The organism is Novosphingobium sp. (assembly GCF_031424035.1).
Lineage (GTDB): Bacteria > Pseudomonadota > Alphaproteobacteria > Sphingomonadales > Sphingomonadaceae > Novosphingobium.
Genome location: NZ_JANPGP010000023.1, coordinates 21652 through 36250, shown reverse-complemented (window position 1 = coordinate 36250; position 14599 = coordinate 21652). Strand labels below are relative to the sequence as shown.

Below are 14599 nucleotides of genomic sequence, written 5' to 3'. Positions count from 1 at the left end.
CGTTGCCGCCAAGTACCCGGTTGGCGCCAAGCTCAAGGGCACGGTCACCAACATCACCGAATACGGCGCCTTCATCGAGCTGGAAGCCGGCATCGAAGGCCTGGTGCACGTTTCGGAAATGTCGTGGACCAAGAAGAACGTTCACCCCGGCAAGATCGTTTCGACCTCGCAGGAAGTCGATGTGCTCGTTCTCGAAGTCGATTCGGACAAGCGCCGCATCAGCCTTGGCCTCAAGCAGGCTGTCCAGAACCCGTGGGAAGCCTTCGCTGACCAACACCCGGTCGGTTCGACCGTCGAAGGCGAAGTCAAGAACGCAACCGAATTCGGCCTGTTCATCGGCCTCGACGGCGATGTCGACGGCATGGTCCACATGTCGGACATCGCCTGGGGCATCTCGGGCGAGGACGCGCTGGCTCTGCACCGCAAGGGCGAGCAGGTTTCGGCCATCGTTCTCGACGTCGATGTCGAGAAGGAGCGCATCAGCCTTGGCATGAAGCAGCTTGAAAAGGGTGCTCCGGCAGCCGGCGTTGCAGCTTCGTCGTCGGGCCTGAAGAAGAACCAGGTCATCACCGTCACTGTCCTCGAAGTCCGCGATGGCGGCCTTGAAGTTCAGGCTGGCGACGATGGCGCCACGGGCTTCATCAAGCGCAGCGACCTTGGCCGCGACCGCGATGAACAGCGCCCCGACCGCTTCCAGGTCGGCCAGAAGTTCGACGCCATGGTCACCGGCTTCGATCGTTCGAAGAAGCCGAACTTCTCGGTCAAGGCACGCCAGATGCACGAAGAGAAGGAAGCCGTGGAACAGTACGGTTCGTCCGACTCGGGTGCCTCGCTCGGCGACATCCTGGGCGAAGCGCTCAAGGGCAAGAAGTAAGCACTAGCGCCCCGCGCAGGCGGGGACCTAAGGTAGCTGCAATCAAAGGCCCGTCCGGAACCATCCGGGCGGGCTTTTGTTTTGCCATGTGGCGGACTAGATCACGCGCAGACTGTCTGCCGGTGAGAGGATCTGAACCATGGCCATCGAAGTCCACCAGTTCCCCTGCCTCGGCGACAACTACGGCTTTCTGCTGCACGACACGATGAGCGGCGAAACCGCCTGCATCGATACGCCTGATGCCAACGCTTACCTGACCGAGGCTCGCAAGAAGGGGTGGCAGATTAGCGCCATCTGGAACACGCACTGGCACCCGGACCACGCCGGCGGGAACGAGGCGATCAAGGCGGCGACCAGCTGCAAGATAATCGCCCCGGCTGCCGAAGCGGAGAAAATCGCCGGGATCGACCGCACGGTAATGCATGGCGAAATCGTCTGTCTGGGCGACTGGGAGGCTGACGTGATTGATGTCGGCGGACACACCCTTGGCCACTGCGCTTATCACCTGCCCGCTGCCAAAATCGCCTTCGTCGGCGATTCCGTGTTCGCGCTCGGCTGCGGCCGCATGTTCGAAGGCACGCCAGCGCAGTTCTGGGCGAGCCTGCAACGGATCAAGGCGCTACCCGCCGAGACCGCGCTCTACTGCGCGCACGAATATACCCAGAGCAACGCCAGGTTCGCGCTCCACGCCGATCCGGAGAACGAGGCGCTGCAGGACTATTGCCGCTCGATCGGCAAGGCCCGCGCTGAAGGGCGGCCGACCGTTCCGTTTGCACTTGCGCGCGAGCTGGCGACGAACCCCTTCCTGCGCGCGGATAACGCAGACCTTCAGGCGCGGTGGGCCAATCTGGGCGGAAAGGTGGGTGATGCCGTGGCGACCTTCGCGGCGCTACGGGAAGCGAAGAACAATTTCTGAGCGCGCGGGCGAGCTCTAGCTGAAGATCCCCACAGCCAGTTCCGCCCATACCAGCAGCAGGACCGCCAGTACGCCGGCGATCGCAACGAACATCGCGCCGCGCGACTTGATCAGCCGAACCGCGAGTTCGATACCCAGCCCGGCGGCCGCCAGCAGGACGGCGGCGGCGAGGAAGTCTTCCTTGCCCCAGTTCACTTCAGAGGAGAACTGCATGGCAACGGCGGGGATCAGCAACAGCAGTCCGGCAAAACCCCACAGCGCGAGGCGGAGGCGGCTGGACTGCTGAGGCAGGCGAACATCGTAGAGTGTGGTCATGGCCACAGCCTAACGCATTTGCGATCCCGGTCCAACGCCTTTGGCCCGCGCTTGGCTTGGCCAAATTCCAGCGCTCGATCTCAGTAAATGTATTTGTCTGGCCGAACCGTGAAAATGAGGTTGTAGCCATTGCCTGGTGACTTGACGATTTTCGTCTTCTTCTCAACTTCGCGCCAGATGAACAGGGTGCCGGCCGAAGTGGTGTCGAGAGCGGCACCCTGGCTACCGTAGCCGATGACGCTGCCGAAGGTCGTGCCTTCGGTCTGCGGGACGCCATATTTGCCGCGCAGGTCGGCGAACATCCGGGCAAAGCAATTCGCTTCTCGGTCTTGCCCAAGGAAGATGATCGAGACCAGCCGGTCGCCTGAATGCCGGTAGCCCATCTCAGCGATGCAACCGGGATATACCTCAACCTTGCGCTTCGGCTTGGCGGCCTTGAACGCCTTGATCTCTGCCTTGGTGCTCGCGGTAGTGAAGCCGTTCCACAACTCGATCGGGGCGGTGTCTGCCGCCAGCGCCGGACTTGCGAGCGCCAAGCCAGCAACGAGAGCGGAATAGCGATTTGGCGACATACAGGCATCCTCCCTCGCCAGACTATGCGGCAACCTGCCCCGTACCAACAAAAAACCCCCGCCGAAGCGGGGGTCTTCCGGATTCAGCCGTCGCTGAAAACTCTAATCTGTCAGATCGAACCGATGGCGTCGTCGACCAGCACCTTGTCAGCCTTGGCGCCGTGATTGTCGGCGATCAGGCGAGCCGCGGCGGCGGCGGCGGCTTCGGCGGCCGTTGCGCGCAGTTCGTCAACCGCGCCACGTTCTGCGGCAGCGATCTTGTCCTGCGCCATCTTTTCGCGGCGGGAGATCGTCAACTTGGCGTCGGCCGACGCCTTGGCGACAATAGCGTCCGCTTCGTGCCGGGCATGGTCGAGCATTTCAGCTGCGTCCTTTTCGGCATTGGCGATCTTGTCGGCATATTCCTTGCGGAGTGCCTCGGCTTCGGCGCGCAGGGCCTTGGCCTCGTCGAGTTGCTTGCGGATCTCGCCAATCGACTTGTCGAGCATGCCGGTAAGCATCTTGGGCACACCAAGATAGATGGCGATGCCGATCAGGGTGGCCATCGACAGGGCAACCCACATCGGCGGCGTCAGCCCGAAAGCGACCGGTTCAACGTGTGCGGCGCCGTGTTCGGCAGCGCCAGCAGCGTGGCCGGCAGCAGCAGCGAGGAGAGCGAGATCAAGCATTGAGCGCCTCCTTCACGGCCTTGTCGGCCAGCTTGGCATCGATCGCGGCGCCGGTCAGGCGGGTAACGATCTGGCTGGCGGCATCGCTGGCAATGCCGGCGACTTCGGCCAGGCCCTTGTCCTTGGCGGCGCCGATACGGGCCTCCGCTTCGGCAAGCTGGGCATCGATCTTGTCCTGCGCCTTGGCGAGGCTCTTTTCGGTGGCCGTGGCCGCCTTGGCCTTGGCCGCGGCGATCAGGGCCTGAGCCTGCGCGCGCTGGGCGTTCGACTGGACGCGCCAGGCCTCTTCCTCGGCATCCGCCTGAGTGCGGGCAGCACCGGCCGCGGCAAGGTCTGCCGCGATCTGACTGTCACGTGCTTCGACGGTCGCCATGACCTTGGGCACCATGCCCCGGCCGACGACGAAAAAGACGAGGCCGAAGAACAGCAGCATCCAGAAGATCTGGCTGGCATATGTCTCGGCAAGTTGCGCTATCTGAGGCATTGGCGGGTCCCGTCGGGGAAAATCATCAGGTCAGTTCAAGAAGCTGGCCGGCCGGGACGCAAGCCCCGGCCGGTCAAGTCTTGGTCAATCGAAGGTCAGGCGACGAAGATCAGGATCATCGCGACGACGAACGAAAGCAGGCCGAGAAGTTCAGCGGCGGCGAAGCCGATGAACAGGCGGCCCTGCTGGCCATCAGCCGCGCCCGGATTGCGCAGTGCGCCTTCAAGGAACGAACCGAAGACGTTGCCCACGCCGATGGCGGCCATGCCGGCGCCAATTGCAGCGAGACCAGCACCGATCAGCTTTGCGCTTGCAGGTTCCATGGTACTAACTCCTCTTTCTCAAAATACGTGTTGGTTGGAAAAAATACGGCTTAGTGAAGATGTTCGGCGTCGTTGATGTAAAGCGAGGTCAACAGCGCGAAGACGTAGGCCTGGATGCCGGCGACCAGGATTTCAAGCGCGCAGATCGCCACCATCAGCGCGAAGCTGAGGACCGAGACGACCGGGCCGATACCCAGGCCGGCATTGATGCCGGAGATGACGAAGCCCGAAAGCACTTCGAGCAGCACGTGGCCGGCCATCATGGCAACGAACAGTCGCAGGCCAAGGCTGAACGGGCGGACCATAAAGGACACCAGTTCGATCACGAAGATCAGCGGGATCATCGGCAGCGGCGTGCCGTGCGGGATGAACAGGCTGAAAAAGTGCAGCTTGTGCTTCCAGAAACCGACGATCAGCACGATCGCGAAGCTCATGATCGCGAGCACGCCGGTGGCCGTGAAGTGGCTGGTAAAGGTGAAAGGGTGCACGCCGGGGATCAGGCCCAGCGGCAGCAGGCCCAGCACGTTGGCGAAGAGAATGAACATGAACAGCGAGAAGACGTAAGGCACGTACTTCTTGCCGGCCTTGCCGATATTGGCGGAGAGCAGCCCATCGACGAAGCCGGTCATCGATTCGACCGCCATCTGCCAGCGGCCGGGCACCAGCTGGCGCTTCATGCCGCCTGCCACGAAAATGAACAGCACTACGGTGGCGATAGCCATCCACAGCGACGAATTGGTGAAGGGGATGTGATAACCCGCGACTTCCCAGTGATCGGTGCCGAACATCGGCTCGATCTTGAACTGGTGCATCGGATCAACTTTGCCCTGTTCGGCTGCCACGCGCCTGTCCTCTTGCCTGAAACCAAGTGAAACGCCGCCCCTTCTGCACCCCCATTCGGGAGCGTTCAGTCAGGACGCCGGTTCGAAATCCGGATGATGTTCCTGAAGGCAACGATGATTCCTAGGAACATCATGACCAGCAGACCCCAGGGCGAAGTGCCAACGAACCGGTCAAAAACCCATCCTATCAGCGCACCGCCACCGATGCCCCCAACAAGCTCCGAGAGCACCCTGGAACCCATGCGGTAATTCGCATCGGTAGAGGCGCTCGAACTTGGCCGGTTGCGCTCTTCTTCCCGCTCTTTGGCGGCTTGCAGCCGCTTTTCGAGCGAATCGATTCGCGCATCCTCGGCAATGGGGTCCCGTGCGGGCGGCTCATCATTCATGCCAGGCTCCTTTTAAGGGAAGATCGGCACAATGGCGGCTGCCCGCCGAGGGCGCCGACCCCTTAGCAGAGGTGCCCCTTGAGTCAACCGGGTCCGCTGCATGTGCGAAAGAGCGCCGGCGCGATGGGGCCTTCGGAACATGAAAAAGGGCCCCGCCAGGAAAGGCGAGGCCCTGATTATTCACCGCATCCAGCCCGCAAGTCACGGACAATTGGAATGCTTCATCGCCGGCCCGGCACCTCGGGTCTGCCAAGAACCGTCGGGCGCCTGATACTTTTCGCCGGCGGCTACGTTCGACATGTTGATGCAGCCGGTGGAGAAGGCATATTCGTCAGGCGTGACCTTCTGTTCCTGCGCCTTCTGGAAATAGATCGCCTTGCGCTTGATGTTGATGTCATCGACCAGTCGCCGGATGTCCGGCCCCTGATTGCCGACCATGCCGAGGTAGCCATCGACCTTTTCACCCACCTGGCCTGCCGCACGCGCGGCGGCATAGGCCGGATCGCGCTGGGCGCTGGCCGCAACCGAGGTGAGTAGCAGGGCCGCCACAACAGCGGCCTGAGTGCTACGAAGAAATCCGCTACGGATTTTCATCAGAATACGTCTCCATTTTCTGCCACCGTCTTTTGCGCGTCTTGCGCCAGACGGAAGACAACCTCCTGCTTGATGTTGATGTTCAGCTCGATGACGATCGGCTTGTCCGGTGCTGCCACCGATACACAACCGGAAAGCGCCATCACGCCGCCCACCAGCACCGCCGCCGCGTAAACGCGCCAGCCCGTACGCCGCGTTCCCTTAAGATACCCTGTCATGGCAGGGACTGTCGCAAGCGAAGCGCATCCGGTCAATTCTTGATGCATCATGGCCTGTTCTCACTTTCAGGAGGCTGAACGCCCTGTGCGGGCGACGAATTGATGGGACTGGGCGTTGGGCTCGGTGCCGGGACTTGCGGCGGCTGTGGTGCTGCTTGCGGAATCGGCTTTCCCTGCGCGTCAATAAGCCCCAACTTTTGCGGGTCGGGCAGTGCGGTGGGATCATAAAGCATCCGCGCCGTGGCGATCAGCTTCTGGAACGGCGCACGGATATTGACGTTGAACTGGATCGGCAGCTTGCCGATCTGGCGAGTGATGATGTTCTGCTTGGTGCCTTCACCCTGCTTGACGCCTTCGAAACGGACGCGGGTGAGCATCTCACCGTCAAGATCACCGTCCATGGCAATGGTCATGCTCTTGTAATTGAGCGAACGCAGCGCCTGAAAGGCGAAGTTGCCCATGGCCGACAAGTCCTTGTAGGTCAGCTCGCCGACATAGGAAACATTGCCGCCGGGCGGTCGCGAGGTGAGCAGGCCGCCGACGATCTTGCCGCCGTTTTCATCGAACACCAGCGGCAGGGTGCCGTCGAAAGTGCCGTTGGCGGAGAGGTTGCCGATCTCCATGCGTTCGAGGAAGCGCGCGGCGTTTAGCCCGACGACCTTGAGTTCATAGCGCCGCACTTCCGCCAGGCCGAGGTTCAGGCGCGTGGGCAGGAGGGTCAGCGTACCGTCCATGAACGGCCATTCGATGCCGTCGATATCCAGCTGCAGGTTCGGCTTGATCTGATAGGTCAGCACCCCGTCCTCAACCTCGATCCCCGGATTGACCGAGGCCATGCGCAGCTTCTGGTTGGGCGCGGTGACGATGCCGAGCAGGTCGGTGAAGACAATCGTGCCCGACACGCCCTTGGCCGGACCGAACGGCGCGGCGAGGTCCATGCCTTCGGTGGTGAACGATCCGGTGCTGGTGACGCCGCGGGCATTCCAGTCGATCCGCCCCTTGCCGGTAACGATGCCGCGCACATTGGCGACAATACCGCGCGCGATGGCGGTGATCGTATCGGGCTGGAGCCGGCCGTCGAAGGTGATCGCCGGCACCGACAGGTCCGCAAAACCCACCGCCGTATTGAGATCGTGGACGATATCGGCCTGCACGATCGCGCGGTCGCTGCGCGGTTCGCGCATCAGGGCGCTGGCGGTGATGCGATTGCCCGCCATTTCGAGCACGGCATCGCGCGCGATCAGCGGTTCGAAGCGGTCGACCTGCTCGCGGTCAAGCAGGCGGAAGCTGCTGCCGCTGAGGTTGAGCTTGCCCCCGGCGAAGCGCCATTTGCCCTGCGCCTCGACAATGTCGAGCGGCACGGCGCCGATCCGCGCCTCGGTATTGGCGAAAGTGCCGTCATAGGCTTGCCCGACATTGGCGCGCAGGGTGCCGATGCGGAATTCGGTCGGGCTGGCGCTGTTGCCGATGGTGATGACCAGCTTGTCGGCAGAGAGTGTACCGGGATTGGAAAAGCTGGTCGCGCCGCTGACGATGCGGATCGGCGTGGACTTCAGTCGACCGTTCAGGTCGAGCCGTCCGGTGCGCGCGGCGATGGCCAGGCCCTGCGCCGTCGATCGCACGATCGCTCCGCCCGCGCCGGGGCACAGATCGATCGCCTCGCGGCCCAGCGTCAGGCCGGAAAAGGTCAATTCATTAAAGCGGATCTGGCGGCATCCTCGCCACAATTCGAGCTGGCGACCGGGGGCCCAGCGGCCATCGAGCGGCACTTCGAGACCCTTGACCGAACCTTCCGGGATCGCCCCGCTCAGCCGCGCATTGCCGACAAAGCCGAGCGTGCCGTCCGGCCCCTGCGCCAGCACCAATTGCGGAATGGCAAGGCTGGCTCCGCGCGCGGCATAGTCGGCCATGGCCATCCGGATCAGCGTCATGCCCCCGGCGCGGCGTTCGAGCATGCCGGTGATGCGCGGCATCCCTGCCCCGCCCGTCTGGAAATTGCCCGCGAGCCGCGGTGCCGGCGCGCCGCCGGTCACGAGCTCGCCGCGCGACACGCCAAGAATGACCTCGCCGCTACCACCGGTCACGGTCGCCTGCGGGACGATCAGATTGGTGATCTGCCCGGTCTGCCGCAGGACGAAATCGGCATTCATCCGGCTATCCGGCGCATGGCGGGCCAGAGCGCCGCGCAGCTGCGCGAGCAGCGGTTCGGCCAGCGTCTTGGCCGCAGACTTCTGCGCCGAGGCCAACGCGGCATCAAGACCCTTGCCGACGCGCAGATCAGCAGCGGTAAGCTTGCCGTCGCTTTCGATCTTCGCGAAGTCATCGGCGCTGCGGAGCGCCCCGTTCAGCGTCACCCGCGCCGCCGAAAGCTGCGGCGTAGCGAGCGTTCCAGCGATGAGTTCATAGCGCGCGTTCATCGCCTGCTTGCGATACGAAACGTCCGCCTTGCCGCCGATCGCGCCGAGGCGGTTAGTGCCCAGATCAAGCCCGGTAATGCGCGGCACCAGCGTGGCATCCCCGCCGTCTAAGGTCTTGTCGAGCGTGCCTTCGACCTGCACCGCCGCATCGCGCAGCGTCAGGCCCGACGCCGGACACTCCAGAAAGGCGAGGCGCATCGGGCCAATGAAAGTGGGCCGCTCGCCGGTGATCGTCACCTTGCCGTAAAGCGATGCCTGTCCCGCCCTGCACCCCTTGATCGCGAGGTTCTCGGAAATGGCCGCGAGTTCCCCGGCAAAGCCCGAGCGCAGGTTGCCCGCGCCTTCGGCCTTCAAGCCGATCAAGCCGAGATCGCCATCGATCCGCGCGCGGGCGTCCTGCAGAACGACGTCCATGTCAGGCAGGCGGAATTCGGTGTCCTTCTTGCCGGAGAAAAGCACCTTGTCGAGCGTGCCAAAGCTCACCTTACCTTGGCGGACCGTGCCGTAAAGTCTTGCCTTGATGAGCTTTACCTCACCAATCACCGGCCAGCCGAAGCGCGGAATGATCTGCACTTCGGCGCGCTCGACGGTGAGGTCCGGGTCGGCCGGGTCGCCGATCACGACATTGGTAACGACCTGCCGGCGCGGGCCGATCGATTCAATCTTGTACGTCCCCGGCAAGCCCAGCTTTTCGAGCTGGCTGCCCACGACATTGTCAGCGATACGTTCTCGGTTCAGCCAGGTAATGCCGAGCGCGATGGCGATGACCAGCAAGAACATGCCGAGCACCAGCGGCCAGCGGCGGCGGGCCTGTTTGACCACCTCCTCGATTTCCGCTGCAATATCGGCCTCTTGCGTCATCTTCTCACACTTGCGCGTTTGGCAATCGAAAGGCAATGCTGCCACCAGACTTGCGGAGACCTGAACCCGTGGCGACAAGCGAACTGTTTGCAGGCGAGAAAGACGCGCCAAAGCCGGGTCATGATCCCAGCGGCCACCGCTCGCGCCTGCGGGCCCGGCTGGTCGGCAGCGGCGAAGATGCTCTCGCCGATCATGAGGTGATCGAATACCTGCTCATGACCGCGATCCCCCGCAAGGACGTCAAACCCCTCGCCAGAACGCTCCTCACGCGCTTCGGTTCCTTGGCCGGCGTGCTGAACGCCGACGCGCGCACGCTGGCCGGCCACCCCGGCATGGGCGAGACGAGCGCGGCGGCCATGAAGATTGTTGCCATTGCGGCGCGGCGGCTGGCAAAGGCGGGCGTGGAGGACCGGCCCTTGCTCGCGTCATGGCAGGCGCTGATCGATTACCTGACGATTGCCATGGCCCACCTCAAGGTCGAACAGGTGCGCGTGCTGTTCCTCGACGTGCGCAACCAGTTGATCGCCGATGAAGTGCAAGGCGAAGGCAGCATCGACGAAGCCGCCGTCCACCCTCGCGAGATCATCAAGCGCGCGCTCGACCTTGGCGCGGGCGCGATCATCCTCGTCCACAACCACCCCTCCGGCTCCCCCGAGCCCAGCCGCGCCGATATCCAGATCACCAACAAGATTGCCGAAGCCGGGCGCCTGCTCGGCGTGGTGGTTCACGATCACGTGATCATCGGGCGGCAAGGCCATGTCAGCCTGAAGGCGAAGGGGCTGATCTGATGTGTGCCCAACCTCCATGTGCGTAGCCGCCGTCGCCTGGAACGCGCATCCACGCTGGCGGTTGGTGGTGGCAGCAAACCGCGATGAATTCCACGAACGCCCGACCGCACCCCTGACGCTCTGGGACGATGGCACCATCGCCGGGCGTGACTTGCGGGCGGGAGGAACGTGGCTGGGTGTGAATGCGGCGGGCCGGTTTGCTCTGGTCACTAATCACCGGGTCGAGGGTTTTCCCAAGCCAGACCGACTGACGCGAGGCGGATTAGTGACGGGGTGGCTGAAGGGCGAAGTGCTCGGCGATACCAAAGCGATGAACCCGTTCAACCTGTTCTGTGCCGGACCGGGCGGGCTGCGCTTTGTCACCAACTGGCCGCAATCGAGCGAGACCCTGCCGCCCGGCGTCCACGGCATTTCCAATGGTCCGTACGATCATCCCTGGCCCAAGGCGATGCAGCTGAGCGGCGCGCTGTCTAACTGGCTGGAAGGAGACGCCGGGTTAGCCCACCTGTTCGTCGCTCTGCGCGATGAAACTGCGCGCGAACCGGTCGACAGCCGCCGCACCGATCCCGAACCGCGCCTGTCCGGCGTGTTCATCAAGGACCCGGTCTATGGGACACGCTGTTCAACGGTGATCGCGGTCGATGCTACCGGCTTGGGCCGGATTATCGAACGGCGGTTTGACGCGGCTGGAATTCCATCAGGCGAGACCGAGCTCGCCTTCAACTGCGGCTGAACCCTCAACTCTGGCTCTCAGGCAATCGCACCACCAGCCCGTCCAGCGCTTCGCTCACGGTGATCTGGCACGAAAGCCGGACCAGAGCATTGCCTTCGTCGAGCGAACTCAGCAGCCCTTCCTCGACATCGCCGCGCGTGCCCAGCCGCACGGCCCATTCGCCAACCGGGATGACACGGCACGTGCCGCAATAGGCATTGCCACCGCACTGCGCTTCGATGCCGTCGATGCCATTAGCGACAGCATTCTCCATCAGCGACAGTCCGGCCGCCGCGTAGATCAGCATCTTGCTGCCATCGAAAGCAATGAAGGTAACCTGCGACATCGCCCCAATCAGCCCGGATCGCAGGCGACAACCGCGCCGCGCAGTTCATAGCCCTGAATGAAGGCATTCCAAAGCACCGTCGGTTCGCTGACCAGCCGAATGCCGGGCAGGCGAAACAGCCGGTCGAGGAAAATCCGCGTTTCGTGCAAGGCCACCTGCGCGCCGGGGCAGCGGTGCGCGCCGTCCCCGAAGCTGAGATAGGGGCCAAGCACTTTCATCCGCTTCGCCCGGTCAGGGTCAAGCTCATAGGGGCACGGGCCGGTGATCGCCTCATCGGTGTTCACGGCGCGAATGTTGACTGCAACCACTTCGCCAACCGTGCTGGCTTCGCCACCGGTTTCTTCGGCCGCGATCGGTTCGGCAACGCGGCGGTGAACTAGCGATGCGACCGGTTCCAGCCGCAGGATTTCCTGCAATATGGCGAGCTGGTCCGCCTCGTCGCCGTTCAGATACCGCGTTCGCAGCGCCTCATTTTCGAACAAGTGCCAAGCGGCCATGACGATAAATTCGCGCGTCGTCATCATGCCCGCGCCGCCATAGGACAGCGCTTCCATGGTCATAAGCTTGCGCCCGGAGCCGTCCTTGATCATTGCCGAAATAACGTCGTCCTGCGGCACCTTGCGCCGCGCGTCGATCGCTGGTTTCAGGTCCTTGCGATAGAATTGCCCAACCCGCCACGCCATTCGCGCGCCGAAGACCAGATTGCCGAAAAGCCCCGGCCGGCGCGATGCCGAACTGTCGAGCACGGCCTTGATCCGCTGGGCCAGATTCTCGTTCGAATCGCTATTGGTCAGCCCGATGATGTCGGCAGTAACATCCACCGCCATCTGGAAGCTGAGTTCATCGAGCGGCATCGATCCGCGCGCCTTCAGCTTGGCCTCAAGCAGGTCCATCGTCCGGTTCATCACCACCTGGTGGCGGTTCACAATGGTCTTGGGCGCGAAAAGACCGGCGACAGAGGCGCGGCGTTTGCGGTGCTCGTTCCCATCAAGGAAGAAGAACGAGACTTTTGCAGGATCGGAAATGTCCGTGTCGGCGGAATGGGCACCGGCCTGCCTCACCTTGGCCGAACGCAGCGTTTCGCGCGCTGGATAAAAGCGTTCGATGACCCGCGCGCCCTTTTGGGGGGTGAGCATCGCGTCGGCCAGCGCTGCGCTCTTGCGATCATCGCGGCCGTGGCCGAGCGGACACGTGACGGGGGCACTATCAGTTCGTGTAGCCATCAGATACTTATGAGCTATACTATATCACATGACAAGCGCTCGTTGTGGCTTTGCCGCCGCAGGACAGCACCAATGCCGTTTCCTACATGACCTGGGGCTGACAAGGTGCGCGCCATGTCGAATTCCCCGCAAGCGGCCTGCCCCGCGACATCTCGATCAGTCCCCAAACGCCGCGCCAGGTGCGCGGCGTTCGGGCATTCGGAGCCTGCGAGCTTAACCTCAGGACTGTGTCCACAGTGTCTATAGTATTAACGTGCGCGCCGCGAACCGCCCTCCACCCCTTGCCTTCCGCGCCCCCTCGCCCTAGCGGCACGCGCACAGCCCGATAGGAGTCGAAACATGGTCCCCCGCTACGCCCGCCCCGCGATGACCGCCATCTGGGAGCCGGAAGCGCGCTATCGCATCTGGTTCGAGATTGAGGCTCACGCCACGCAGAAGCTGGGCGAACTGGGCGTGGTCCCGCCTTCGGGCGCCAAGGCGCTGTGGGACTGGTGGGCGACGAACCCCGCCATCGACGTTCCCGCGATCGACGCGATCGAAGCCGTGACCAAGCACGACGTCATCGCCTTCCTTGACTGGGTGGCCCAGCAGGTCGGCCCAGAGGCGCGCTTCATGCATCAGGGCATGACCAGCTCCGACGTGCTCGACACCACGCTGTCGGTGCAGCTGGCCCAGGCGAGCGATCTGCTGATCGCCGACATCGACGCGCTGCTCGCCGCGATCAAGCGCCGCGCGCTGGAGCACAAGTACACGCCGACCATCGGCCGCAGCCACGGCATCCACGCCGAACCGACGACCTTCGGCAAGAAGCTGGCAGAGGCCTATGCCGAATTCACCCGCTGCCGCGCCCGCCTTGTTGCAGCGCGCGCCGAAGTGGCGACCTGCGCGATTTCGGGCGCGGTCGGTACTTTTGCCAACATCGACCCGGCGGTTGAGGAATATGTCGCCGAAAAGCTCGGCTTGGCAGTCGAGCCGGTATCGACGCAGGTGATCCCGCGCGATCGCCATGCCATGTATTTCGCCACGCTGGGAGTCATCGCCTCGTCAATTGAGCGCCTAGCCATCGAAATTCGCCACTTGCAGCGCACCGAGGTTCTGGAGGCCGAGGAATACTTCTCGCCCGGCCAAAAGGGCTCGTCGGCGATGCCACACAAGCGCAACCCGATCCTGACCGAGAATCTCACCGGCCTGGCCCGCATGGTCCGTTCCGCCGTCACCCCGGCGCTGGAAAACGTGGCGCTGTGGCATGAGCGTGACATCTCGCACTCGTCGGTCGAACGCTTCATCGGCCCCGATGCGACGATCACGCTGGACTTCGCGCTCGCCCGCCTGACCGGGGTGGTCGACAAGCTGCTGATCTATCCTGAGCGGATGCAGAAGAACCTCGACAAGATGGGCGGTCTTGTTCACTCGCAGCGCGTGCTTCTCGCACTGACGCAGGCCGGGCTGGAACGCGATGCCAGCTACCGCCTCGTCCAGCGCAACGCGATGAAGGTTTGGGAGAGCGACGGGCAATTGTCGCTGCTCGAACTGCTCAAGGCTGATCCCGAAGTGAGCGCGGTGATGACCGCCGCCGAACTGGAGGACAAGTTCAACCTCGACTATCACTTCAAGGCCATCGACACGATCTTTGCGCGGGTCTTCGGCGAGTAAACTGCTGCGTATGCCCAAGGCCTGCAACGCCTTGCTCCGGCAAGGCATCACGCCTAGCATCGCTGCCAAGTGAACGGGAAAGGGCTCGATCCGATGCAGATTATCCGGACTGTCGTGTGGGTTGTGTTGCTGATCGCGCTGCTGATTTTTGGCTTCAACAACTGGAACGTAGTTGAAGTGAAGATCTGGGAAAACCTGATACTGGAAACGAAGCTGCCGGTGCTGCTGCTGGTTGCCTTCCTGCTGGGGATGCTGCCGATGTGGCTGCTGCACACCGGCACGCGGTGGCGGCTGAACCGGCAGATTTCCAGTCTGAAGGACGCCGCCACGATCACCGTCGCGCCTTCGCTTTCGACCACCAGCCTTGCTGACGCGCAGCCTGAAAACCCGGCCAACTGACGGAGCAT

General features: G+C 63.3%; 18 protein-coding genes. 6 read left to right on the top strand and 12 right to left on the bottom strand.

The genetic code is table 11. The annotated features are described in order from the left end of the window. On the top strand, positions 1-874 hold an 874-nt coding region (locus RMO89_RS02865; RefSeq protein WP_310531105.1), incomplete at its 5' end, for a S1 RNA-binding domain-containing protein. Between the two features lie 139 nt (positions 875-1013). After that, complete coding sequence (gene gloB / locus RMO89_RS02860; protein WP_310531104.1) at positions 1014-1790, top strand: hydroxyacylglutathione hydrolase; 777 nt, start codon at positions 1014-1016, stop codon at positions 1788-1790. A gap of 15 nt (positions 1791-1805) precedes the next feature. Here gloB and RMO89_RS02855 read toward each other — a convergent pair whose 3' ends face one another. The 10 genes from RMO89_RS02855 to RMO89_RS02810 form a co-directional block, all read right to left on the bottom strand. Next, the gene (locus RMO89_RS02855) at positions 1806-2105 is read right to left on the bottom strand and encodes a hypothetical protein (protein ID WP_310531103.1); all 300 of its coding nucleotides are present in this window, start codon (positions 2103-2105) and stop codon (positions 1806-1808) included. 80 nt (positions 2106-2185) lie between these two features. After that, positions 2186-2677, bottom strand: coding sequence for a hypothetical protein (locus tag RMO89_RS02850; RefSeq protein ID WP_310531102.1), 492 nt, complete (start codon positions 2675-2677; stop codon positions 2186-2188). 110 nt (positions 2678-2787) lie between these two features. Beyond that, positions 2788-3345 (bottom strand): hypothetical protein, encoded by a 558-nt coding sequence (locus RMO89_RS02845; protein WP_310531101.1) that lies wholly within the window; start codon positions 3343-3345, stop codon positions 2788-2790. Beyond that, positions 3338-3829, bottom strand: a complete 492-nt coding sequence (locus RMO89_RS02840) for an ATPase (RefSeq protein ID WP_310531099.1) — start codon at positions 3827-3829, stop codon at positions 3338-3340. The genes RMO89_RS02845 and RMO89_RS02840 overlap by 8 nt, the downstream gene beginning before the upstream one ends. Positions 3830-3924: 95 nt before the next feature. Next, positions 3925-4152 (bottom strand): F0F1 ATP synthase subunit C, encoded by a 228-nt coding sequence (locus tag RMO89_RS02835; RefSeq protein WP_101798446.1) that lies wholly within the window; start codon positions 4150-4152, stop codon positions 3925-3927. Positions 4153-4202: 50 nt separating this feature from the next. Next, complete coding sequence (locus tag RMO89_RS02830) at positions 4203-4964, bottom strand: F0F1 ATP synthase subunit A (RefSeq protein ID WP_310531107.1); 762 nt, start codon at positions 4962-4964, stop codon at positions 4203-4205. Positions 4965-5059: 95 nt separating this feature from the next. Continuing rightward, a complete protein-coding gene (locus RMO89_RS02825; RefSeq protein ID WP_310531098.1) occupies positions 5060-5380 on the bottom strand; it encodes an AtpZ/AtpI family protein in 321 nt (106 codons plus the stop codon). A 201-nt stretch (positions 5381-5581) separates the two neighbouring features. After that, positions 5582-5974 carry a YdbL family protein gene (locus tag RMO89_RS02820; RefSeq protein ID WP_310531097.1) on the bottom strand — a complete coding sequence of 131 codons (393 nt, stop codon included), beginning with the start codon at positions 5972-5974 and terminating at the stop codon, positions 5582-5584. Continuing rightward, positions 5974-6192, bottom strand: coding sequence for a YnbE family lipoprotein (locus RMO89_RS02815; protein WP_310531095.1), 219 nt, complete (start codon positions 6190-6192; stop codon positions 5974-5976). The genes RMO89_RS02820 and RMO89_RS02815 overlap by 1 nt, the downstream gene beginning before the upstream one ends. Positions 6193-6239: 47 nt before the next feature. After that, positions 6240-9470 carry a YdbH domain-containing protein gene (locus tag RMO89_RS02810; protein ID WP_310531094.1) on the bottom strand — a complete coding sequence of 1077 codons (3231 nt, stop codon included), beginning with the start codon at positions 9468-9470 and terminating at the stop codon, positions 6240-6242. A 68-nt stretch (positions 9471-9538) separates the two neighbouring features. On the opposite strand from RMO89_RS02810, the gene radC reads away from it, so the two are divergent. Beyond that, a complete protein-coding gene (gene radC, locus RMO89_RS02805) occupies positions 9539-10258 on the top strand; it encodes a RadC family protein (RefSeq protein ID WP_310531093.1) in 720 nt (239 codons plus the stop codon). Between the two features lie 16 nt (positions 10259-10274). Then, a complete protein-coding gene (locus tag RMO89_RS02800) occupies positions 10275-10991 on the top strand; it encodes an NRDE family protein (RefSeq protein ID WP_310531092.1) in 717 nt (238 codons plus the stop codon). Between the two features lie 4 nt (positions 10992-10995). On the opposite strand, the gene RMO89_RS02795 is transcribed toward RMO89_RS02800, so the two are convergent. Then, on the bottom strand, positions 10996-11316 hold the full coding sequence (locus RMO89_RS02795) for a 2Fe-2S iron-sulfur cluster-binding protein (RefSeq protein WP_310531091.1): 321 nt from the start codon (positions 11314-11316) through the stop codon (positions 10996-10998). An 8-nt stretch (positions 11317-11324) separates the two neighbouring features. Continuing rightward, entirely contained in the window at positions 11325-12539 is a 1215-nt protein-coding gene (locus RMO89_RS02790; RefSeq protein WP_310531090.1) for a cytochrome P450, read from the bottom strand. A 339-nt stretch (positions 12540-12878) separates the two neighbouring features. Between RMO89_RS02790 and purB the strand changes: the two genes are divergently transcribed. Beyond that, entirely contained in the window at positions 12879-14192 is a 1314-nt protein-coding gene (gene purB, locus RMO89_RS02785; protein WP_310531089.1) for an adenylosuccinate lyase, read from the top strand. Between the two features lie 69 nt (positions 14193-14261). Next, on the top strand, positions 14262-14591 hold the full coding sequence (locus RMO89_RS02780; protein ID WP_310531088.1) for a LapA family protein: 330 nt from the start codon (positions 14262-14264) through the stop codon (positions 14589-14591). The last annotated feature ends 8 nt before the right edge of the window (positions 14592-14599 follow it).